Consider the following 23,697-nt stretch of genomic DNA (forward strand, 5'->3'; position numbering starts at 1 on the left):
TATTTTTAATAAAATTCTCTCTATCAATTTGTTTAATATAAACAGGTTTACCATTTAGCGTAAAATAATCATATTCTTCGGCTTGGGTATAATTTTCTTGTTCTGATGGATGCCATAAAAATTTCTTCTTATCTTCTGGTATGTCATATTTTTCAGCAATTACATTGAAAATTTGATCATGAATTCTCTCATTCTCCATGAATAAATTAGTCTTTGACAGGACTGATTTTCTCAAAAACTCTTTGTAATATTTGGCTACATAATCATAAGATGCTGTTTTTTCATCATCAGATAATAAAAGCCAAGTTTTCTCTCCAAATATTTCAATTAGTTTAGCATTAATATTTTTCTTTTCAGAATCGTCTAAATCTCTGTCATTTTCAATTGAATAACGATATTTACTGTTTAACTCATCTAAAACCAAACTATTGACAACTGTATTTAACAATCTTGTTTGTTCGTTACTTTTTTCAACCTCTCTAAATTCCTCAATGAAATAATCGATCATCGTATCAGAAATAGTTTCCATTCCCAAAACTTTATAAAGATTTGCCAAGAAAACGGCATAATGATAAGGAATACCTTTTCGCAAAAAAGGAAGTATTTTCTTAATTGCAGACAAACTCATTGTTGCATAACCTTGATTTAGTTTGATTTTAGAAAACTTCTCAGCTTTCTCATCATCAAGATTTAATTTGTTCAAAGCAAAATCTTTTAAATTTTCTTGGCTATCAAAAGTTTTAAGAACGTGCCAAATTTCATCATAATTAAAAGATGAATTCTGTTTTTTAGATGGCTGACTATCTCTTTCATTAATATTATCCCAATGCAAAAGCTCTTTCCAATTATCTCCAAAAATATCTTGAAACGACTTTAATAGCTTAGCAGAAATTACTTTTGTTTTTTCTTTAAACTTTGAATCTATTTTACCGCCGTCTTTTTTAAGTTGATTAAGAATAGTTTTTAGTTCAAAATCATTTGATGACTTAAAAAATAAAGGATAAATTTTTTCTTGAATATAAGTCTGTTTATCAACTCCAATAGGAGGAATAATTTTTAAATTATTGATAAAAGTCCATGTTCTATACTCCTCGTACAATGGATGGCTTACCTGTACACGTTTTTTGTTTTTTTCATAAATACAATAACCAACTAAGCCCTTTTGCGTACGAAGAGGTCGTTGCCATATAATGGCTTTCCATAGTTTTTGATAATCCTCATCATTAATATCATATAGCTGACATAAAAGCTTTAATTCTGCTTCATAATCCTTTCTAAGATTGTATCGTTGTCTAATTCTTTCACCTGTTTCTTTTTGATAATAATATAAAGCAGCTCCTAACGTTTTATGATTTTCGATAAATTCGGCAATATCATCTCTTCCTTTAGTACCATTTTTATCACTACCTTGCAACATCGTCTTTGCTTCTTCTTCATCTCTTCCTTTAAAACCACGTCTTTGTACAAGTTGATAGAAAATTCTTCCAAGTAAATATGAATTAGTTTTATAAACAGAATGAAAATTAGTATCAACAGCTAAAGCTCTAAAAGCAAATAAACTATCATGTTTATTTTTTCCTATCAAATGAAAATCAGGTTTCCCATCGCCGTCGAAATCAAATCGTAACCAATTTAAAAATAAATCATTTTGTGGATATTTACGTTTTGTTCCCTTTTTATAATTTTTCCATTTATTAAGCTCTTCATGTGAAAGTGGGCACATATTATTTTCAATTAAAAAATATAATAAATCCCATTTCCTATACTTTTCAGCTCGATAATTATTTCTTTTTCCTCTACTCTCTGTTCTTTTTTTAACTTTAGGAAATTCATTTCCTTTTTCAGAAGCAACTCCTTTTTCAAAAGTAAGAACCCCAAAATCTATGATTTGATTATTTATAACTTCTGTATCTCTAATGGACCAGCCAAGGCTATTCGTACCAGCGTCAATTCCTAATATTCTCATAGTAATTTATATTTCTTGGTTATGATATCTCAAAATTTTTTATTTTATTCTTAATTATATTGTAATTTAATAAAAATCCTTATATTTGACTTTGAAATCAATTCACAATAAGGCTTTAAGCCGAAGTAAAAACTTATATCCTGCGTACTCCGTGGGATTTTTATTTAACTCCTAATTACATCAAATATAAATAGTAAAGTATAAGATTAATTACGGAAAACCGTAAATTGATTTAAATTTTTTATCTTAATTATTTATAATGAAAGATATTTTTAGAAAATTTTCGCCTCGACTATCTTCGGGGCTTTTTTATTTTTCTTATTTTGTAAAAACAAAAAACCTCCATAAAATCGCTTTTAAAGAAGCCGTTTTTATACTATTTTACATTTTTGTACCTAAAATTGGAGTTGTGCAATAGTTAAAGATGTTAGCGGTTCAAATTTTTTTCTTTAAGCTTTATTTGATCAATAATTGTTTTTAAATCACCTTTTCCCCAATATTTTATTAATTTAATTAAAGTAAAAATTAACCAGATAAAGGCAGCTATTGTCAAAAAGATAAATAATGCTTTCCAAGTATCATTCGTTAAACCCAAAAAACCTTTAAAGTCTGCTGTGCACAAAGTTGTCACAAACGCCATTGAAAGTCCAAACGGTGTCCACCAATCTCGTTTAGATGTTAAGATTTCTTTTGTCTTAATTAAAACTAATTCAATTTTATCAGAAGTGGTAATAATAATTTCTTGCTCAACATTTTTGTGAACAGTCATATTTTTAGAAAACTCATCATTCAAATCTATATTAAGACCATTCTCATTAATTGGATTTGTGTTAGTTCCCATTTTCTTGATCTTTAGTTTCTTCTTTTGGTAGTAATTGTAAAGCACCTAAAGCGTGTTGACTAACAAAACCACAATTTTCACAGATAATAACAGCTGTTGGGATGCTTGGACCTCCAAGAGAAATATTTTTTAGATCTTGAATAAAGTTATTAAAGTAACCTTCCGCTAGAGAAAATTTATTGTGATTACACATTGGACATTTTAAATGAGGAACTTTTTTCCCTAAAGCCTCAGCAATTCTTCTTTTTTCGTCTTCCGAAAGCATATATATATTATTTACGTTGTATTCTTTAAGTATGACCGCTAACATTATTTTTTAACGAAACTATTATAGCTTTAGTTTCGTTAAAAATTCCCTGTAACTAAATTTCGTTATATTATTCCAAACATACAACAACTATCTCACAATAAATTACGGTTTCCTGCAAAAAAAAACTAGCTTAAAACATTTACGAGGTTATATATTTATTGTTGTTATTTCAATATATCTCATGCCCTACGGGCAAGACGAAAGCTTAGTTATTAGCAGAAGTTTCTTATTCTACTTTTTCATAACAATTATTGCAAATATTTTGTTTAATATATGCTGGGTGATTTGTATCTATTGTTTTTGAACAAGAAGGACATTTAATTCCTTGGCCAACTTCTAAATTAAATTTATCAAAAAAGTCATCTTCAATAGATAATGAACGCGCATCTCTTAAATTTTCAATAGTTTTCACTCTAGCAAGCATCTCATTTAAATCAGTATCTAAAGTATTTTTAGTAATGTCTAAACTTGTATAACTACCATAATCAATAGAGTAAACATCATAAGTTTTACTTTGAATGTGACGGTGCGAAATTCCTTTTTCTCTTAAATGCAAAACTCTTAAATCTACTAGTTTACGGATTTGAGCATTATCTGAATATTTTTGAGGTAATAGAAAATGTGTTTTCGCTTTTTCAATAATAACAATATTAACTAGTTCTTCAAAGAATTTCTTTGTAAGTATATCCTTGTCTATTTCCTCTTTTTTATCGCTAGAGTACCATTCAGTGGTCGCATTTCTAACATTCTTTAGAATTATTCTTTGATTTTTGTTAATTCGATTATTAAAAGAAAGAATAAAAAGATTTATAAAATCTCTTGGGATTCCAGCTGATGCAATTAGTATTTCTGATAAAGATTGTGTTGCGAAAAATATATTAATAAATTTATTATCGTCAATCTTTTTAAATAATTCTTCATCTATTTCGTATAAATGATTCTTTAGTAATTCATTATAGAAATTTCTCGTAGTAATTTTATCCTTTTCATAAATATATCTATTATCTATATTAAGTGGAAAAATATCACCACCTTCTTCTAAACCTATTTTAATATCGCCGTGAGTTGAAATTCTTAATTTTGTACGATAGGGGATTGCAGCTATTTTGAAAGTATAATTTGAAGCTATAAAAACTCTTTTTAAAAGTTCCGCAAGGTAAGGTTGTAAATCCAAGGGGATTTCTGACCACTCATCTAATAAACATACTATTCTTACTCCATTTAACTGATAAGTAAGTTCATCTAAAATTTTTGATATTTCAGTAAAGGAAATATAAGTTATATTATTTTGTGTAAAATTAATTTTAGAATCTTTTTCTCGTTCTAAATTTATTCCTGGCTTTTCATTTATGTTTAAGCTTGATTTAAGCTTTTTTTGTTCTTCAATACTAAATTCAAAATCACCTAATTTTTTGAATGCTTTTCCATCAAATTCAATATTTATAGATTTTAATAATTTTTGAATTTTATTTATTCTTTCTTCCTCTATTTTTGTTTTTACTCCATATTCTTTTATTCCAAATATATATTTAGAGTTATCAATTATTTGATTTACTATTTCATTCAATAATGATTGAAATATAATGATAGATGTTTCAATGTTTGGAGAAGAATTTAATGAAAATAGAGGTAAAAATTTACGTAGATCAATATAAATTGGAAATTTGCTTATATCATTTTCATTCTTATCAATTATATATTTTTCGTAAGCAAAAAGTAAATGTGTTTTTCCTGTACCTCTACGACCAAAAATAACTTGATTATTATTATTATCTAATCTTGAAATAATATTTTTATCAGCATAGATTTTTAAATAATTTTCTAAGTCACTTCTTTCAGAACGAATATTATTCGATAACTTATTAATAGCTTCTTTGACGTCATTTAGATTTAAAAATTCTATTTCATTCATTATTTTACAGATGTTTTGAGAAATTACACATAACATTGTTTTTTCACGAAACTGATCTAGCATTTGTTTCGTGAAAAATTAGCTATATCTGCATTTCGCATAAATAACAAATATACAAATTAATCTAATTTATAACCCATATTGTGTAAATAAATAAAGGGTTCTATGTAGAACCCTTTATTTATATTAATCTGATGTATTTATGTAAAATAAAACTCAGGTGATTTTTTAACCTAAAAACCAACACCTGAGTAATAAATGAACGTCATGCCTATGACTTATATTCATTTCGAATTTAAGATTTTTATTTTAAACTAACCGTTTTTTTAATTATTTAATATCTTTTACTTTTTTCACAAACTCCTCGTAAGTTTCAGATTTTTCATTGTCCCAGTTTGTTGGTTCTATTAAATCATAAATACTTACTCTTAGTAATTTTGCAATCTCAATTAGTTCTTCTAGAGAAGGTTGTCTTTTATTATTTCTCCATAATGAAATAGTAGATTCAGACTTACCAATAAATTTTGCTATGACTCTATTTTGAATTTTTTTCTCTGTAAATACAATATCTAGTCTATTTATTTTCATAATAATAAAAACTTTTTAATAAAAGTTTTGCGTTTAACGTAAAACTTTATATATTTGTTATAATAATTAAGCGACATAAAACATTAGCTAAGTTTATCTTAGCTCAATAATGTCTCTCATGAAAGAAAACCGCTAAATTCCACATGAGATGATATGGGTTCGCCAACTTCTATTAGATTTTACTATTTTTGTAATATATCTAATAGGGCGAACTTCATGTAAATCTTTGTGGAACTATAACGAAAGTTATAGTGGTTCTTAGCGGTACCTCTTTCAAAGTATTGAAGTTCGTCCTTATTTCTTCTATACTTTATTGAAAGACAATCGCTCTTAAAACCCAACACAAAATGAGAACGAAACAATTCATTCGTAAAAAACCGCCAGACAAAGTCTGATTGTTTTTTCAATTCTTTTAAAGAACAATTCTCCGTTTTTATAACGTTTTTAAAACACGGATCGTAAAGCAAAGGGCTATCCTTTCTTTACACACTCTCTATCAGAGCCTCGGTAAGGAGACTTTGACAGTAACTGTTATACTCTTTTTTTTCGCACATTAAAAGTAAATCCTTTATTGCCATTTTCCAAATTTATTGGGGTTCTGCTACCTTATTATTAGTATTGAGATGTTAGAATTTAGTATTAAGAGGATTCAATTATGTACAGATTAGATTTCTCGAAATGACAGAATATTAGAGAAATAATGTGTTAAAAAGAGTTAAAATCCTGTATCGGTGTATATCGAAAATGACACTTTTCTGTATCGGTTGTGTATCCGCGCTGTATCCATTCTGTATCCATTGTATATGCGTTCCGTATGGTTTGTTCGTGGTTCGTGTATCGGAAGGGATAAGATTTTTGATTTACGAGGTGGGATTTAGGATGTAAAATGTACAGATTAGATTTTAGATTCGAGATTCGAGACGCGAAATTCGAAATTCGAGGTGCGGGATTTGAGAATTTATATGACAATGAATTTGAATATTGAATAAGAATAAAAACGTAAAACGTTAAGCGTAAAACTTATAACGTAAAAATAAACCTCTTTCCCTAAAACAAAGTTGGCGCGATGTACTGGAAAAGGAGTGGCTTTTAAAACTAATGTTGAATTAAAAACTTATGTAAAATTATGAAAGAGTAAACAGATTCACACTCTATCCCCCGAAGACAACACAATAAGAAAGTAAATGATCTTCATAAAGTAATTAGTGTTAATTATTAGTTTTCATTTATTAATGTATTTTTTAAAACCTGTTGGAGGGGGATATTTTAGGAGGAATATAGGATAAACAGGCACGAATGCGCGCGCGCGCGTGATAATAGAGATGAGGTTCTGAACATAATTACGATAATAAGAAGATAATTTGTAGTTCATTATTTTATTACTTTCATTTTTTTTCTTGATAAAAAAAACGAAACAAAAAAAATCAAGTCTATGCTTACAAGTCGGTCAATAACGGCTACTCGCTAAATGCTTTAGAACATTCGCATATGAAATGCGAACATAAATCATTTTTAACGCTCTTTACGCCGAATTGACACTCGACTTTTCAGCAAGGACGGTTTCTAAATTCTTTGGTAAAAGTGAATTTGAGTATATAAATAAGAGTTAAAAATCCGACGATTTAGAATCGAAATGACAACGAATTTGAGTATTGAAAAAGGATGAAAAACCGGCATTAAAACTCTCACGTTAAGAAAATGGTTGAATGTAACGTTAAAAAGGTTTTAGCCCGCAGGGTTTGTAAAATCTTTAGTGGAATGAGAACATTTTTAGTAGAGAGGTTTACAGCCAAGAGTTTTTTGATTACTTTTTTGCTCATTTCCCCGTAGGGCATATGAATTCCGATAATTAAAATAGATAAGCTATGAATAAAAAAGTGATAGAAAGAATTTTACATTCATTTTTTCCTTGATGAGAAAACATTTGAAATTAAAAGGAGAAGCTCCAGTGGAGCTTAGGTAAAATTGTTACAAGTTGATTAATAATTATATGTTCATTTTTTCCTTGATGAAAAAACGAACCAAAAAAATCAAGTCTGTGCTTACAAGTCGGTCAATAACGGCTATTCGCTAAATGCTTTAGAACATTCGCATATGAAATGCGAACATAAATCATTTTTAACGCTCTTTACGCCGAATTGACACTCGACTTTTCAGCAATGACGGTTTATAAATTCATTGTTAAAAAAGGATTTGAATGTTTAAATAGGATTAAAAAAATGTCATATGATTTGGAGGCGAGTGTCAAAAAGTTGAAGTAAATGGTTAAAATGTTTTACTGTTTGCGTAGCAAATGATTTAAAACATTGAATGGCTGAAACTTATTTTGACCGTCGAAAATCAAAGACAAGTCTTTTTTCGTTTGTTTTTTTGACGAAAAAAAGTGACAAAAGATTTCTCGATACCTCGAAATGACATATTAGATGCGATTCTGAGACAAGCCCAGAATGACAAAATTTGTTATTAAAAAGTGGATTTGAATATAAATAAGAATAAAAACGTAAAACGTTAAGCGTAGACCGTAAAACGTAAAAAAAAACAAAAACCCCTTTCCCAAAAACAAAGTTGGCGCGATGTACTGGAAAAGGAGTGGATTTTAAAACTAATGTTGAATTTTAAAAAACTTATGTAAAATTATGAAAATATTTTACTTTAAACTCAATAGGCATATAATAAGTGTGCTATTGGGATTGGTTTGTGCTACACCCCTATTTGCACAAACAGGAAAAACCGTGACTGGAACGGTGAAAGATCATAACCATTTGCTCTCTGGCGTGGTAGTAACAGAAGAAGGTACACAGAATAGTGTGCGAACTGATGCGAATGGATACTATTCGTTGACCTTGCAACATGATGATGCTAAACTAATTTTTGAGCAATTGGATTTCCCTATTCGTGAAGAAGAGGTACTGAATAGAAGCGTGATAAATGTAAGTTTCATAAAAGAAGACGGGATTCAGCTAAAAGATGTAGTGATAAATGCAGGGTACTATGCTGTAAAGGACAAAGAACGTACAGGGTCTATAGCACGTGTAACGGCTAAGGAAATAGAGAATCAGCCCGTAGATAATTTTTTAGCAACGCTACAAGGGCGAATGGCAGGAGTAGAAATAACTCAAGAAAGTGGTGGTTCTGGAGGTGGATTTCAGATAAAAATACGGGGACAGAACAGTTTAAGACCCGATGCCAATCAACCTTTATTCATTATAGATGGCATCCCCTACTCTTCGGATCCTATTGGAGGTACATCTACCTCTGGAAACAGACCTTCTTTTACAAGTCCGTTATCTACGATTAATCCTGCTGATATAGAAAGTATAGAAGTATTGAAAGATGCCGATGCTACTGCTATATATGGTTCGCGTGGAGCAAATGGTGTGGTACTGGTTACAACTAAACAGGGGAAAATAGGTGCTACACAGGTAAGTATTCGGACATCGATGGGGTTAGGAAAAATTACACGCCCATTGAAATTGATGAATACCGAACAATACCTTGATATGCGTAGACAGGCTTATGCCTATGATGGTATTTCTACTTATCCTACAAATGCCTATGATATAAACGGGACATGGGATATAAACCGATCTACCGATTGGCAAAAAGAATTAATTGGAGGTACAGCAGAATATAACACGATACAAACTTCTATAAGTGGTGGTAACACCGCTTTTAATTATACCGTGAATGGTACACATCACGAAGAAACTACTGTTTATCCAGGATCATTTAAGTATTTGAAAAATGCTGTTCATTTGGCTTTAAACTACAAGGATAAAAAGTTTAATTTCTTATTTACGGGTAATTATAGCAATCAAAATAACAATCAACCTTCTACTGATTTAACAACCGTTGCAAGAGAATTAGCACCCAATGCTCCTGCTTTATATGATGAAAATGGACAATTGAATTGGGCAAATAATACATGGACCAATCCATTGGCAAGTTTAGAGTCTAAATTTCTATCAAAAATAGATAATCTAACCGCTAATATGATGTTGAGTTATGCTATTTTACCTGATTTAACTTTTAAAACCAATTTAGGGTTTACCCAATTGCATAGCCGTGAGTTGAGAACTTTTCCGTCGACGATGTATAATCCTTCTTTAGGGCAAGGTAGTGAATCATCAAGTGTAGAATCTAATCAAACGAATCGTTCTTCATGGATTATAGAACCTCAACTAAGCTGGGATAAGAAATGGAATCAACATCGTTTTTCTTTTCTTATAGGTGCAACTTTTCAGAATCAAACAACTGATAGGCTGTATTTAACTGCCGCCGATTTCCCTTCTAATGAAATGTTATTGTCTTTGTCTACTGCTGCTTTACAATTAATAGGCTTAGATGAAAAAACAAATTACCGTTATCAAGCTTTTTATGGACGATTGAATTACATCTTACAAGATAAATATATACTTAACGTAACAGCTAGACGAGATGGCTCGAGTCGTTTTAGTCCTCAGAATAGATATTCTAATTTTGGTGCAATTGGTGCGGCTTGGCTATTCACAAAAGAGAACTTTATAAAAAACAATAGATGGTTGAGTTTTGGAAAATTGCGTGGTAGTTATGGAATTACAGGAAGTGATAATATTGGAGATTATCAATATTTAGATAATTATCAAACAACATCCAATCCATATAATGGGACAGTTAGTTTAAGCCCTATTCGTTTGTATAATCCCAATTATCATTGGGAGACAAATCGTAAATTAGAAGTTGCGCTAGAATTAGGTTTTCTACATGATCGTCTTAATTTTTCTATGGCTTATTATCAAAACAGATCAGGAAATCAATTGGTCGGTATTGCTCTACCTACGACAACTGGTTTTTCTTCTTTTTCTGGAAATTTACCTGCAAAAGTAGAAAATAAAGGATGGGAATTTACTCTTGGTTCCAAAAATATAACGACTAATAATTGGAAGTGGACAACAGAGTTTAATTTATCTTTTAATCAGAACAAGTTACTTTCATATCCAGACCTTGAAAGCTCTGCTTACGCCAATACTTATGTTATCGGTCGATCTATTAACAGCATCAAACTTTATCAATATACAGGTATAAATCCTACAAATAATCAATATGAATTTTATGATTATGATGGAGATGGTAAAATAACTTCTCTAAAAGATCGAGTTGTACTCACTGATCTTAATCCTTCTTATTATGGTGGTATCGCCAATCAGATTCGGTACAAACAGTTGAGTTTAGATGTATTATTTCAGTTCGTAAAACAAGAACGACAATTGTACTTGCCTACAGCAATAGCTGGTACTATGACCAATCAGTTAGTAGACTATGGTATACCTATGCAACCATATAGTACTAAAAATTCTCAAATAGCGGCTAATTATAATTTAATGCGAAGTAGTACGCTTTCTATTGTGGATGCTTCTTACATCCGATTGAAAAACATTTCGATTACCTATGATATTCCTTTAAAAGATCATTTCTTGAAACCTCAAATCTTTCTACAAGGTCAAAATCTATTTACTCTAACGCCTTATAAAGGTGGTGATCCCGAATTTAAGTACAACCGATTTCTCCCTCCTCTTCGTACCATAGTAATGGGAATGAAATTAAACTTTTAGTCTGATAAGAATAATAAAATTTAACACAATGAAAAATATATATACGTTAAGTTTAACAGTCGTTATAAGCATCTTATTCTTTAGATGCAATGACTTTTTGGATGTTGATGTTCCTACTTCTCAATACAATAGTGAGTTGGTTTTTGCGGATAAAAAGACAACAAATGCTGCGCTTATTAACCTATATGCAGATATGAGAGAAAAAGGTTTTGTAAGTGGACAAATGAGTGCTTTTCCTGTTTCTATTGGTCTATATACCGATGAATTGGATTCGTATCAAATCAATCAAGTAGAATCTCAAAATTTATATAATAATACATTACAGGCAAATAGCGCTACGGTCTTACAATATTGGTCGCAAACCTATTATCAGATCTATATGGCAAATGCTATTATAGAAGGTTGCCAAAATAGTAAAGGCTTATCTACATCAGATAAAAATGGTTTTATAGGTGAAGCACTTTTTGTGAGAGCATTGCTCCATTTTTATTTAGTGAATACCTATGGTGATATTCCTTATATAAAAACAACGAATTATGAGTTGAACAAAAGTGTTTCTCGTTTAGAAAAAACAAAAGTGTATGAACAAATTACACAAGATTTAGAAGTAGCTATACCGCTATTATCTTCACAAATAACACTACAACGTAATCGTCCTAATCAAGTAACTGCGCAAGCTTTATTAGCACGTGTAGAATTGTATAAAGGAAATTGGGTAAATGCTGAAAAATGGGCTTCAACTGTAATTAATACTCCTTCTATAGAATGGCAACAAGATGTTAATCAAGAGTTTTTGAAAGAGAATAAATCGATTATTTGGCAAATATCTCCAAAGCAAGCTGGTAACTATGCGTATGAAGGTGGTACATACTATGTCGCAACTGGTCCTCCTACTTCTATTGCTTTAACAAAAGTAAATACGCAGTTTGAACCAAATGATCTTCGTCAAAAAAACTGGGTAAGAGAAGTTACAAACGGTACAACTACTTGGAAACATGCTTATAAATACAAACAAAGAACAAACTCTTCCTCAACAACAGAAAACTCGGTTATTTTTCGATTAGCAGAACAATTTTTAATTCGAGCTGAGGCACGTCTAAAACAACAAAATAAAGTAGGTGCCTTACAAGATCTTAACAAAATTAGATCAAGAGCTGGTTTACCTCCTTATATCGCATTAACTGATGAGGAATTTATAAAAGCTATTTTACAAGAAAGACAGCATGAGTTCTTCTGTGAATTTGGGCATCGTTTTTTTGATTTAAAACGATTGAATCTAATCGATCAACTATTAACTCCAACAAAATCAAATTGGAAAAGCTATTGCCAACAATGGCCAATTCCTGAACAAGAAATATTAAAGAATTCGAATTTAACACAAAACACTGGATACTAATGAAAACAACTATATTGAAGCATCTTATTGTAATGATACACCTCTTGTTTTTATTTAACATGAAGCCTGTATTTGCACAGCTTACTCAACGAACAGTAAAAGAATCTGAATACGATAAATGGGGAAAAGTTATTGGTTCTCAAATTTCTGAAAAAGGGACTTGGTCTACTATTAGTATATCTTACGCTACTACAGATACTGTATTTTTGATTAACAACTTGTCGAAACAACAAATAAGTATTGCTGGAATAAGAGAAGGTTCTTTTATGAAAGAAAATTCTTTTCTATGGTTAAAAAATAATAATCTTTCTGTGCTTAATTTAAAAACGCTAGAAAATATTGAGATTCCTGATGTAAAAAAATATGTTGTTTCAATGGACAAGAATATTCTTATTTCCATAGAAAAACACAACAATGCACAACGAATTGTTTTGCGAGATATAAAAGGTAATAGCATAAAAACCATTGAAAATACGCGTAATTATAGTTTTGATAATGAAACAAATCGAATGGTTTATGAAAAAATAGTTGATACTAGTGTCTTTTTAGAATACATAGATCTTTCTCGCCCTTTATCATTTAATGCGGTGGCACATAAAGAAGCTGGTTCTTACACTAATTTTAAGTGGAACGACAATGGTGTCGTTATATTATCGCAAAACGAAAACGCCTTGTCTAGCATTTGTTATTTTGATCTAAAAAGTAAAAACTTAGACTGTATGAATACTGATTTGATAGAAGACGAAATCGATCAAACATCAAATACATTGTATCTTTCTGCTAATGCTGAATTCATTTATTTCAACGCCAAAAAGAAGTTGGTAAACAGAACAACAAATGATTCCGTAGAAATATGGTATGGTTCGGATCAGCTGATCTATCCAATTAGAAAAATGAGAGATGAACGAGGTTATACCCCTTATACTTGGGTTTGGAATAGAGTAGAAAATACTGTAAAGCAGATTACAGACGATGAACTACCTAATATACATTATTTATCGAATAGTAATAAGCTCTTATTATACAACCCATATCAAAACACAACAGATAATAAATTAATAAACGATTATGATGTTTATTTCTATGATTCGAAAACAGCTGTTAAGAAAAGAATTATTCAAGAATTTGATCCAAATACTCATTTATTCGGAAATGTAGGACAAACAGATGACTTTGTTTACTACTATGACAATAATTGGTGGTGGTATAATACAAAACTTGAAACAGCTACAAATTTAACTTCTTCCATATATGCCGAATGGGATAACAAATTACTAGATGAAGGTTATCAACAAATTGCATGGGGAATTGCAGGAATCTCAAATGATAAACAATACCTCTATCTATATGACACCTATGATATATGGAAAATAAATGTAAAAACATTAGCTTCTACTAAGTTGACAAAAGGTAGAGAATCGCAGCAAGTTTTTCGTTTTGAGTTATTGACGAAATCAAAAAATACGTCGGATATCCGTCTTATTGACGAAACTAAGAACAACAGATTGGTTATAAATGATCTAAATACAAGAATTAAATCTTATGCCATATTAAAACCAAATCATACAATTGATTTACTATTGACAAGTCATGATTTTTTATATACAAAGTTGCAACAAGCCAAGTTAACAACAGATTTTATTTACTTAAAAGAAGCCTATAATTTACCACCAGAATTGTGGTATAAAAAAGATATTAAAAGTGAACCAATACAATTATTCACAACGAATAAACAACATTATCTTTATGATTGGGGAACATCAGAATTATTGCATTACACAACTATAGATGGAAAAAAACTAAAAGCTGCTATATTTTATCCACCAAATTACAAGAAAGGAAATGTATATCCTGTTATAGTTCGTGTCTACGAAAATTTGTCACAAACAGTAAAAGAATACCACAATCCATCGATGTATAACAACATAGGATTTAATGTATCGAATCTTACGCAACAAGGTTATATTGTTGTACTTCCTGATATGGTATATGATAAAGGTTTTACTGGTGCTTCTGCTACAAATTCAGTTGTAGGAGTTTTGAATAAACTAATTGATGAAGGCGTAGCTGAAAAAGGAAAAATAGGATTGATTGGACAGTCATTTGGAGGATATGAAACCAATTTTATACTTACACAAACCGATTTATTTAGTGCTGCTGTTACGGGAGCAAGTTTATTTGACTTGGTAAAAGACTATTTTTGGAATGAACCTTACGAAAAAACAGAAAGCTGGCGCTATGAAAATTTTCAATTTAGAATAAAAAAGCCATTTTTTGAAGCGCCCGAACTTTATATAAAAAACTCTCCTTTGTATCATGCAAGTAGAATCACAACACCAATATTGAGTTGGACAGGTAAAAATGATGCTACTGTACCTCCAGAACAAACGATGACAATTTATACCGCTTTGAGAAAACTCAAAAAAAAGATTGTTATGTTACGCTATCCTGAAGCAAGACATTTTGTTACAAGTAAAGAAGATCAAACAGATTTGACAAGGAGAATAGAACAATGGTTTGCTTTTTATTTGAAAAACGAACCAAAAAGTAGTTGGATTAAATAACTTACAAAAAAGAAGAGGTTCCTTTCGGAACCTCTATTTTTAATTAGTTAGTTTATATAATTCTAAAACACACTGGCCAACACCATTTTTTTGCCAAACTTGCTGTGGAGTTGCTTCTTCTGTCATACAAAGTTGATCTGTAGATACAGGTGTACAATCAACTTTAATTTCTTCACAATCTGTAGACGAACTATGTCGAATAAATCCATCGATTAAAGCAGCATCTTTGATAGATTCGTTGCTTTTTGTTTGCTGTGTAGCAAACGCTCCTATTCCAGCCAATAAAAATGCTGCAATAGGCAATACTGTTTGAAGTTTTAAATTTTTCATTTTTTGTATTTTTTTTGGTTTTAACCTACTATATTATACAGGTGTTCGGTTATCCTCCTGCTATCGGCCGATAGTTTATTGTATGATTTTCGTATTAAGCGTATATACAACCAGTTGATTCTTTATAATTGCATATAAATTATTGTTGTTAATAATAAATTCATTTGTTTTTTGACGATCAACATCATAGAGATAAAAACTGCCTTTATACAATTGTTTTTGATAATTATATATATCTACTGCTGAAGCTTGTTTCCATACTTGATTATCTTCAAATTGTCCTTTTTTAGTAGAATTTATATACAATAACCCATTATCTACTGCTGCTAAGCGGTTTACTACACTATTGGGATTTAATAATTTTTGCTGATTTTGCTGATTCGTTATAACTTTAAGTGGTGCTAATCGGGTGGTATCTATTGTATGAGATCTGGTGATTACATCTAAATTTTTATTCGCAACTGTATAATTGTTTCGATAATAGTATACATATAGAAATTTATTTTGTTTTAAATCAAACAACGGAATGCCATCTGTATCAAAAATCCCTTGTGTTGCTTCCCCTAATATTGATGTAGTGGTAAATTGTTGAACAGAAGGTGCTAAATTATATCGTGCTAGTATATTTTGCTTTGTTTTAAAATCTTGCTTACGGACAAATAACTCGTCTGTTGAACTTATAACAGCTTTCGAAAAATAAAGGGTTGGATCTGTTGATAATACTTTAGCTTCCCATGTTTTGATATCCCCTTTAAAGATTACAGGAACAGTTCCATCTACTAAAAAGAAATGTGGAGATGAAATAAATATTTTAACTGTACGAAAAGGAAAGTCGTCTTGGTCTATTTTAATTATTAGCTCACGGGATTGATAATTATCTAAATCTATTTCCGTTACATAAAGAGGTGCAAATCGATCTCCTAAGTACAGCTTATTATTTGTAGCACCAATAAAATAGTGTGAATTACTTTTAAGCTTATAAGAATGTTTACCAATCACAATATCTTTCAAATATTTTCGAATAAATGGATTCTGTTTAGATATCTTTGCTTCTGATTGTAAGAATAAAATAACAACACAACCCGCACTCAAAATACCAATTACAATTAATTTCAAGAAAAGCTTTCGTTTTACACTTTCTCTTGTAATCATAATAGCAATGATGGAAAGACCAACAAAGACTACATTAAAAATTAAATGTTCTTTCCATCCCATCTTTTCTAAAATACCGCCACAGGAACATGGAATGAAATCGCTGTAATTTAATATCAGATAAATATAGACTGTAAATGCTATCATTAATCCGAACGAAGCATAAAGCCCAATTAATCGCCATCTTTTATAACAAAGCAATAATGCAATCACTATTTCCGCAATAATAACTGCATAAGAAATAAATCCTGCGTAAACACTCAATAAAGGTGATTGTGCCAATTGAATTTGAAAATTCTCAAAATCCATCAGCTTGCTTACCGCCGCATAAATAAACAACACAATAAATAGGTAGCAGATGAGTGTTTGTATAAATGGATCGTATTTTCTCATCTTAATGTGTTTTAAGGTTTAAAGTGAACTACTCACCTCCTTCTTCAGTACGTTTGATGTAAGGATCTTTATCTTTTGGTGGATCAGCTTCTTCTTGAATAGAATCAGCAGTAACGATACTATCCAATTCTATATGTAAATCTGATTCGCGTTTTTGTTCTACAACAGATAAACCATCTGATCTTAATTGTGGAGCTTCCTCCTCCTCTATACATTGATAAAATAGGAAACTAATGATGCTAATGAATAAATAAGTTTTTGTTTTCATAGTCGTGTTTTTTAGGATTATTTATATTCTTAGCTTAAAATTAGAAGGCATAATGATTAAAACAATAAAGAAGCACGTCAAAAACATAAAGACTATGTTGATTTTATAAAAGTGTCACCTGTAATCGTTTATATTATTAATAAACAATAAATTACCAAATGTTAATTTTTTAATTTACTATGAAAAAAATATCCTAACACGCTGTATAAATGTGTGAAATTTATAAATTCATACATTTCATGGAGTAATCGATTAGTGATTTGTGGTAATTTACAAACGTAATTCAATTAAAATAAGTAACTTACATGAAAATCTACTACTGTTTTCATCTAAAAAAACAATGCTTATGAAAACATCTATACCCCTTCTAATTGGATTTTTATGGCTTATTTTCAACATCGAAAATGTCTATGCAATTGATCAACTAAGCACACAAACAAATGACTTTCTAGTTCAGAGAATTGATTCATTTCAAACCGATAAGAACAATCCCAAAGTTTGGAAGTACATTAATGCTTATATCTTAAAGGCTAAGATTAGCAATGATGGCGAAACTTTATTCTATGGCTATAAAGAAGCTATTTACTATACACAGGATTATTCAACCAAATTAAAATATGCTGATAGTGCGATAGTTGTTGCTCAACAGACAAGGAATAATGATTTGATTGTTCAAAGTTTTCTTTCGAAAGGATTGGTTCATTATCAGTTCAAGAAATTTCAACCAGCCTTAAAAAATTACTTATTGGCTGAAAAGAAACTGAACAAGAAATCATCCACCTACTTAACATATAAAGTCCTTTTTAATGTTGCTTTAATTAAATTTCAATTAAAACAGTTTGAGGAGTCTCATGATCTATTTGCGAAATGCTCTTCTTATTTTAAAAAAAATAGTTCGGATATCAATCACCAAGCTTATTATTTAAATAGCCTTTATTATTCCGTTCAAATTTTACAGGCTCAACATAAATACACCGAAGCTAATCAACTTAATCATAAAGGCTTGAAATTGAGTCAAGATTCGCAAAACGACTATTTTATTCATTATTTTACTTATTTAAAAGGAATTCAGTTCTATTTAGAAAAAGAGTATCAACAGTCTATAACCACGCTAAAAAATGAATTAGATCATTTGAAAAGTCACCACGATTCTAATACACTGAGTTTGGCTTATTTTTATATTGGTAAATCTTACGAGGCAATAAATGAAGTACAAAAAGCAATTATATATTTTGAAAAAATAGATCAACTTTTTAATGAATATGATTTTTTGGATAGCGATGTTCGTGCTGCTTACGATGCCTTAATCCATAATTCTGAAAATAATCGTAATTACCCAAATCAATTGTATTATATCAATCAGTTATTAAAACTAGATCATTTAACTCAGCAAAATATAGTAAAGCTTTCTCCTATTCTCCAAAAAGAATATGATGAAAAAGAATTATTAGAGTTGAAGAAAAATGTTGAATTCAAAATCACCATCTACCCTATTTTGATAGGTTTTGTGATCATTTTATGTTCAATCGGGGTATTGTATAGTTACAATCGTTTTTTCAAACAGCTTACGATAGATAAAAAGAAAGTAAAAGAACCTGCAATTGTTGAGATTCCGACTGAAGTTGTAAATCATATTTTGAATCAGTTGAATGATTTTGAAATGAATCACTTGTTTGTACAGAAAACTTTAACCTTGGCTCAATTAGCAAAATCATTTAAAACCAATTCTGCATATTTATCAAAGATTATTAACTCAGAAAAAGGAACTAATTTTTCAAATTACATCAATCAACTTCGAATAAATTATGTTCTTCATCTCCTAATGGATTCAGATCAGTATCATCAACATTCAATTGGTGACTTAGCAGAATTAGTAGGTTTTTCATCTTCTCGTCAATTTTCGAATGTATTCTTTCAAGTAACCTCATATCGCCCTTATGAATATATAAAACAATTGAAATTCAATCTAAACAAAAACAATTAAAAAGAAAAGACATCTCGATACTTCGGTAGACTCTCAAACCGAGGTTCATTGCCCCTATTCAAAAAGATAGTAAATACCGTCACTTCGAGTGATTTTTGAAATGTAATGTAGAAAATTGTATCGAGAAGTTAGACATTTTAAAACAATTTTCGTCTTATTCTTCGACATAATCAATGTGACAAAATTCCTTATTAAAAGTGAATTTGAATATTGAAAAAAGAGTTAAAAATCCGACGATTTAGTATCGAAATGATAACGAATTTTAATAATGAAAAAGGGCGTAGAAACTGGCATTAAAACTCACACGTTAAGAAAATGGTTGAATGCAAAGTTAAAAAGATTTTAGCCCGTAGGGTTTGTAAAATCTTTAGTGGAATGAAAACATTTTTAGTAGAGAGGTTTACGGCCTTGACTTTTTGGTTACTTTTTAGTCAAGTAAAAAGTGACATCAAAGAAAATGAATACCTGAGCCACTCCGTGGCTCCTCCTCTTAATCTCAAATTTTTAATTTCAAATGTTTTTTTGGATGAGTTTCCCCGAAGGGCATATGAATACCAATAATTAAAATAAACAGGAAATGAATAAAAAAATGAAAGGAAGATATGACAAAAAAGAATATTCACCACATAGGTACATACAACTGACATAGAAAAGACATTTCGATACAATTTTCTTTTTCTATGAAACGAAAATTTACTCAATGTGACAACAAGAAAGAAAAAAACGTAAAACGTTAACCGTAGAACATTGACAATTCCAAATGGCAGGATACTCCCAACATCAAGGCAAGATGAAGGCAACATAGTTGCAGTAGAATGTATGTAAACGATTTTTTATATACGATGTAAAATGTATTATGTACAAATTAGATGTGAGATATTAGTATTGAGAGGGTTGTTGTACAATGTATTATGTAAAAAGTAGTATGTATTTAAGATTAAGAATGAGGTTCTGATCATAATTTACGATAATAAGAAGATAATTATTTTATTACGTTCATTTTTTGTCTTGACACAAAAACGAACCAAAAAAGTCAAGACCGCGATTTTCGACGTTCAATTACCATCTCACGCACTAAAAAGATTAAATGATTCGCTATCGCTCACTAATCTTTTTTACGCTTGTTTCAATGGATTGAAACTCGTCTGCAAATCGTATGTCGACTCTAAAATCCGTTGTTAAATAGTGAATTTGAGTATTGAAAAAAGGATGAAAAACCGGCATTAAAACTCTCACGTTAAGAAAATGGTTGAGTGCAACGTAAAAAAGGTTTTAGCCCATACGGTTTTTAAAATCTTTAGTGAAATGAGAACATTTTTAGTAGAGAGGTTTACAGCCAAGAGTTTTTTGATTACTTTTTTGCTCATAAAAAAGTGATAGAAAGAATTTTACATTCTTTTTTTCCTTGATGAAAAAACATTTGAAATTAAAAGGAGAAGCTCCTGTGGAGCTTAGGTAAAATTGTTACAAGTTGATTAATAATTATATGTTCATTTTTATTCATGAGTTATTATTGTTTTCAAATGAATTCATATGCCCTTCGGGGAAGTCTTGACACAAAAACGAACCAAAAAAGTCAAGTCTGTGCTTACAAGTCGGTCAATAACGACTACTCGCTAAATGCTTTAAATCATTCGCATATGAAATGCGAACAGTAAATCATTTTTAACGCTCTTTACGCCGAATTAACACTCGACTCTTCAGCAATGACGGTTTATAAATTCATTGTAAAAAAAGGATTTTGAATATTGAAAAAGGATGAAAAACCGGCATTAAAACTCTCACGTTAAGAAAATGGTTGAGTGCAACGTTAAAAAGGTTTTAGCCCGTAGGGTTTGTAAAATCTTTAGTGGAATGAGAACATTTTTAGTAGAGAGGTTTACAGCCAAGCGTTTTTTGTTTCGTTTTTTGCGCTTAAAAAATGAAAGAATGATAATGATTTAAAACATTGAATGGCTGAAACTAATTTTGACCGTCGAAAATCAAAGACAAGTCTTGCTTTTGCTGAGCCTGCCGAAGTATTCGTTAGTTTTTTTGATTGTTCCCCGAAGGGCATATGTATACCGATAATTAAAATATATAAGCTATGAATAAAAAAGTGACAAAAGATTTCTCGATACCTCGAAATGACAGATAGAAATTGTCATTCAGAATGTAGCTTTAGCGAAATGAAGAATCTCTTAACCCTTCTCATCCAATAGATTGAAGCTCGTCTGCAAATCGTATGTCGACTTTTCAGCAATGACGATTTATAAATTCATTGTAAAAAAAGGATTTTGAATATTGAAAAAGGAGTTAAAAATCCGACGATTTAGAATCGAAATGTTTTAATCATAGTAAATAAATCGATATTTTTCAGTTTACTGAACTATACAATTTCTAAAATAAAAAAAACTATGTTTCTATTGTGGTTAGAAAATTAGAGGATTCGGTTCTGTACTTCATCACTTCGAGTGATTTTCGAAATGTAATGTAGAAAATTATATCAAGAAGTTAAACGTTTTAAAACAATTTTCATCTTATTCTTCAACATAATAAATGTGACAGCAAGAAAGAAAAAAACGTAAAAAGTTAAGCGTAAAACATAATAAATTAATTCCCTATAAATTTCAAATAAAAAATCTTGATTTTTCACCTATTCAAAACCCATTAAGTGTTAGTTGTACGATTTTTGATTCATTATTGAATAATAACATTCTAAAAATGAATACCATGAAAAATAACACGACACAAAACATCGCACGATATACCTTAGGAGCTTTTTTGATTGGAGCAGGAATTGCTCACTTAACTATAGCTAGAAAAGAATTCAAGACACAAGTACCAAATTGGGTTCCTTTACCCAAAGATGACACAGTTGTGTATTCGGGAATTGCAGAAATAGCCTTGGGTAGTACGATTGTTTTAGCTCCAGATAGTAAAAAAGAAATAGTTGGAAAAATAGCAGCTTGTTTTTTTGGGGCTGTTTTTCCTGGAAACTGGGCTCAATATAAAAACAAAAGAGATGGTTTTGGATTGGATACAGATCAAAAAAGATTAGCACGATTATTCATGCAACCTTTACTAATTATATGGGCTTTGAAATCGACTAAAAATACTAAATAACTTGTTTGAAGTAACCAACTTACGACAATTGAATTATATTAAACAAATTTGAATGAAAGAGGATGACTTTTAATAAAGATCTAAATAAAAGATTAAAATAATTACGTAAATAAATAACTGTATGATAATAATTTATAGTATTTTTATCTCAAATAATACTATAAAATTAATATTTGAACAGCGATGAATAAACTATTTATTGTAGCGATTGCTGCTACTTTGATTGTTTCTTGTAACAACAAAACAGAAGAAAAGAAAACGGATAATGTTATAGTAGATACTAATCAAAAACAAGATAACACGGTTGCTGATAATGGATTTGACATCAGCAAAATTCCATTTTCAACAGCTGATATTGGAGATTTTCCTTTCATAAATCTTCCACAAGGTTTAAAAGAAATGAACAAACCTTTGGTAAAACAATTTGACATATGTTTTTTTCCTATTAACGGTGTTATGACACCTTTTGAAGGAAAGTTGTATAAAACTTTTGTTTCACCTAAACAAGGAGAAGAATTTTCGCAACATTTCTTTGAAAAAAGTATGGCTGATTATTTACAATCTATCGGGGCTGTTAAAGTGTTTGATGGTGAAATAACCAAAGAAGAATATGAGCGTTACAATAAACAAGATCCGAATAAAGGAGGCGAAGGTGATATGGGATACGCTGGACAAAATATGAAGTTTTGGGTATTACGTACAAAAGATAAAGGAAATGTATATATACAATACCTTTCTAACAATGCTGGTGCTTCGCTTAATGTACTACAAGAAACAGACTTTAAGCAAACTATCACCAAAGTAACAGCAGACGAAATTGCTGAGGATTTGACTAAGAATGGAAAATCTATTTTATATATTAATTTTGATGTTGATCAAGCAAAAATCACGCAAGAAGGTGATGAGATTGTGACTGAAATTGCAAATGCCTTAAAGAAAGATAACACATTAAAAATATCAATTGAAGGGCATACTGATAATTCTGGCGACGCTAAGCATAACAAAAAACTATCTAATGATCGTGCAAATGCTGTAATGCAAAAACTAATTGCTTTAGGTATTGATAAAACACGTTTATCTGCTATAGGATACGGAGCCGAAAAACCATTGGTAGCAAATGATACAGAAGAAAATAAAGCTAAAAATAGACGTGTAGAGTTGGTTAAAGTAAAGTAAAATCTATATATGTTTTAATTTTATTAAACATGAAAAATATTGATACTAATCCGTAGTACATTATTAAAAAAAGTTGCTCCAAACATTATAGAAACTAAAGAACTAGATTCTATACCAAAGA

At 30.2% G+C, this 23,697-nt stretch carries 14 protein-coding genes; 6 read left to right on the plus strand and 8 right to left on the minus strand.

Going from position 1 to position 23,697, the window contains the following annotated elements; translation table 11 throughout:
• The 5 genes from cas9 to N5D46_RS13110 all read right to left on the minus strand — a co-directional run.
• A partial coding sequence (gene cas9 / locus N5D46_RS13090) for a type II CRISPR RNA-guided endonuclease Cas9 (RefSeq protein ID WP_347881034.1) occupies positions 1 to 1,966 on the minus strand: 1,966 nt, incomplete at its 3' end.
• 427 nt (positions 1,967 to 2,393) lie between these two features.
• Positions 2,394 to 2,807 (minus strand): hypothetical protein, encoded by a 414-nt coding sequence (locus tag N5D46_RS13095; RefSeq protein WP_280050208.1) that lies wholly within the window; start codon positions 2,805 to 2,807, stop codon positions 2,394 to 2,396.
• Positions 2,797 to 3,117, minus strand: coding sequence for a hypothetical protein (locus tag N5D46_RS13100; protein WP_280050210.1), 321 nt, complete (start codon positions 3,115 to 3,117; stop codon positions 2,797 to 2,799). Before N5D46_RS13100 ends, N5D46_RS13095 begins: the two co-directional genes overlap by 11 nt.
• Positions 3,118 to 3,343: 226 nt before the next feature.
• Positions 3,344 to 5,029, minus strand: coding sequence for a hypothetical protein (locus N5D46_RS13105; protein WP_280050211.1), 1,686 nt, complete (start codon positions 5,027 to 5,029; stop codon positions 3,344 to 3,346).
• A gap of 330 nt (positions 5,030 to 5,359) precedes the next feature.
• A complete protein-coding gene (locus N5D46_RS13110) occupies positions 5,360 to 5,617 on the minus strand; it encodes a helix-turn-helix transcriptional regulator (protein ID WP_280050212.1) in 258 nt (85 codons plus the stop codon).
• Between the two features lie 2,636 nt (positions 5,618 to 8,253).
• Here N5D46_RS13110 and N5D46_RS13115 point away from each other — a divergent pair.
• From N5D46_RS13115 to N5D46_RS13125, 3 genes are read left to right on the plus strand one after another with little or no spacing between them, the layout of a single operon-like run.
• On the plus strand, positions 8,254 to 11,208 hold the full coding sequence (locus tag N5D46_RS13115; RefSeq protein WP_280050213.1) for a SusC/RagA family TonB-linked outer membrane protein: 2,955 nt from the start codon (positions 8,254 to 8,256) through the stop codon (positions 11,206 to 11,208).
• Between the two features lie 28 nt (positions 11,209 to 11,236).
• Complete coding sequence (locus tag N5D46_RS13120; protein ID WP_280050214.1) at positions 11,237 to 12,604, plus strand: RagB/SusD family nutrient uptake outer membrane protein; 1,368 nt, start codon at positions 11,237 to 11,239, stop codon at positions 12,602 to 12,604.
• 59 nt (positions 12,605 to 12,663) lie between these two features.
• Complete coding sequence (locus N5D46_RS13125; protein WP_038330663.1) at positions 12,664 to 15,168, plus strand: prolyl oligopeptidase family serine peptidase; 2,505 nt, start codon at positions 12,664 to 12,666, stop codon at positions 15,166 to 15,168.
• Between the two features lie 39 nt (positions 15,169 to 15,207).
• Here N5D46_RS13125 and N5D46_RS13130 read toward each other — a convergent pair whose 3' ends face one another.
• The 3 genes from N5D46_RS13130 to N5D46_RS13140 all read right to left on the minus strand — a co-directional run bounded on the left by N5D46_RS13130 (position 15,208) and on the right by N5D46_RS13140 (position 17,311).
• Entirely contained in the window at positions 15,208 to 15,498 is a 291-nt protein-coding gene (locus N5D46_RS13130; protein ID WP_038330661.1) for a DUF6520 family protein, read from the minus strand.
• A 75-nt stretch (positions 15,499 to 15,573) separates the two neighbouring features.
• Entirely contained in the window at positions 15,574 to 17,043 is a 1,470-nt protein-coding gene (locus tag N5D46_RS13135) for a DoxX family protein (protein WP_038330659.1), read from the minus strand.
• Positions 17,044 to 17,071: 28 nt separating this feature from the next.
• Positions 17,072 to 17,311: a hypothetical protein gene (locus N5D46_RS13140; RefSeq protein WP_171622778.1), complete on the minus strand. Its 240-nt coding sequence runs from the start codon at positions 17,309 to 17,311 to the stop codon at positions 17,072 to 17,074.
• A gap of 346 nt (positions 17,312 to 17,657) precedes the next feature.
• Between N5D46_RS13140 and N5D46_RS13145 the strand changes: the two genes are divergently transcribed.
• From N5D46_RS13145 to N5D46_RS13155, 3 genes are all read left to right on the plus strand, one after another.
• Positions 17,658 to 19,295 carry an AraC family transcriptional regulator gene (locus tag N5D46_RS13145; protein WP_280050220.1) on the plus strand — a complete coding sequence of 546 codons (1,638 nt, stop codon included), beginning with the start codon at positions 17,658 to 17,660 and terminating at the stop codon, positions 19,293 to 19,295.
• A 2,712-nt stretch (positions 19,296 to 22,007) separates the two neighbouring features.
• A complete protein-coding gene (locus N5D46_RS13150; RefSeq protein WP_280050222.1) occupies positions 22,008 to 22,400 on the plus strand; it encodes a hypothetical protein in 393 nt (130 codons plus the stop codon).
• Positions 22,401 to 22,583: 183 nt separating this feature from the next.
• Complete coding sequence (locus N5D46_RS13155) at positions 22,584 to 23,576, plus strand: OmpA family protein (protein ID WP_038330653.1); 993 nt, start codon at positions 22,584 to 22,586, stop codon at positions 23,574 to 23,576.
• The last annotated feature ends 121 nt before the right edge of the window (positions 23,577 to 23,697 follow it).

This window comes from Empedobacter sp. GD03865 (assembly GCF_029840775.1).
Lineage (GTDB): Bacteria > Bacteroidota > Bacteroidia > Flavobacteriales > Weeksellaceae > Empedobacter > Empedobacter falsenii_B.

Coding starts and splice junctions, on each gene's coding strand:
- N5D46_RS13115 (WP_280050213.1), top strand. CDS start 8,254: ATGAAAATATTTTACTTTAAACTCAATAGGCATATAATAAGTGTGCTA.
- N5D46_RS13105 (WP_280050211.1), bottom strand. CDS start 5,029: ATGAATGAAATAGAATTTTTAAATCTAAATGACGTCAAAGAAGCTATT.
- N5D46_RS13150 (WP_280050222.1), top strand. CDS start 22,008: ATGAAAAATAACACGACACAAAACATCGCACGATATACCTTAGGAGCT.
- N5D46_RS13125 (WP_038330663.1), top strand. CDS start 12,664: ATGAAGCCTGTATTTGCACAGCTTACTCAACGAACAGTAAAAGAATCT.
- N5D46_RS13100 (WP_280050210.1), bottom strand. CDS start 3,117: ATGTTAGCGGTCATACTTAAAGAATACAACGTAAATAATATATATATG.
- N5D46_RS13145 (WP_280050220.1), top strand. CDS start 17,658: ATGAAAACATCTATACCCCTTCTAATTGGATTTTTATGGCTTATTTTC.
- N5D46_RS13110 (WP_280050212.1), bottom strand. CDS start 5,617: ATGAAAATAAATAGACTAGATATTGTATTTACAGAGAAAAAAATTCAA.
- N5D46_RS13120 (WP_280050214.1), top strand. CDS start 11,237: ATGAAAAATATATATACGTTAAGTTTAACAGTCGTTATAAGCATCTTA.
- N5D46_RS13095 (WP_280050208.1), bottom strand. CDS start 2,807: ATGGGAACTAACACAAATCCAATTAATGAGAATGGTCTTAATATAGAT.
- N5D46_RS13130 (WP_038330661.1), bottom strand. CDS start 15,498: ATGAAAAATTTAAAACTTCAAACAGTATTGCCTATTGCAGCATTTTTA.
- N5D46_RS13135 (WP_038330659.1), bottom strand. CDS start 17,043: ATGAGAAAATACGATCCATTTATACAAACACTCATCTGCTACCTATTT.
- N5D46_RS13140 (WP_171622778.1), bottom strand. CDS start 17,311: ATGAAAACAAAAACTTATTTATTCATTAGCATCATTAGTTTCCTATTT.
- N5D46_RS13155 (WP_038330653.1), top strand. CDS start 22,584: ATGAATAAACTATTTATTGTAGCGATTGCTGCTACTTTGATTGTTTCT.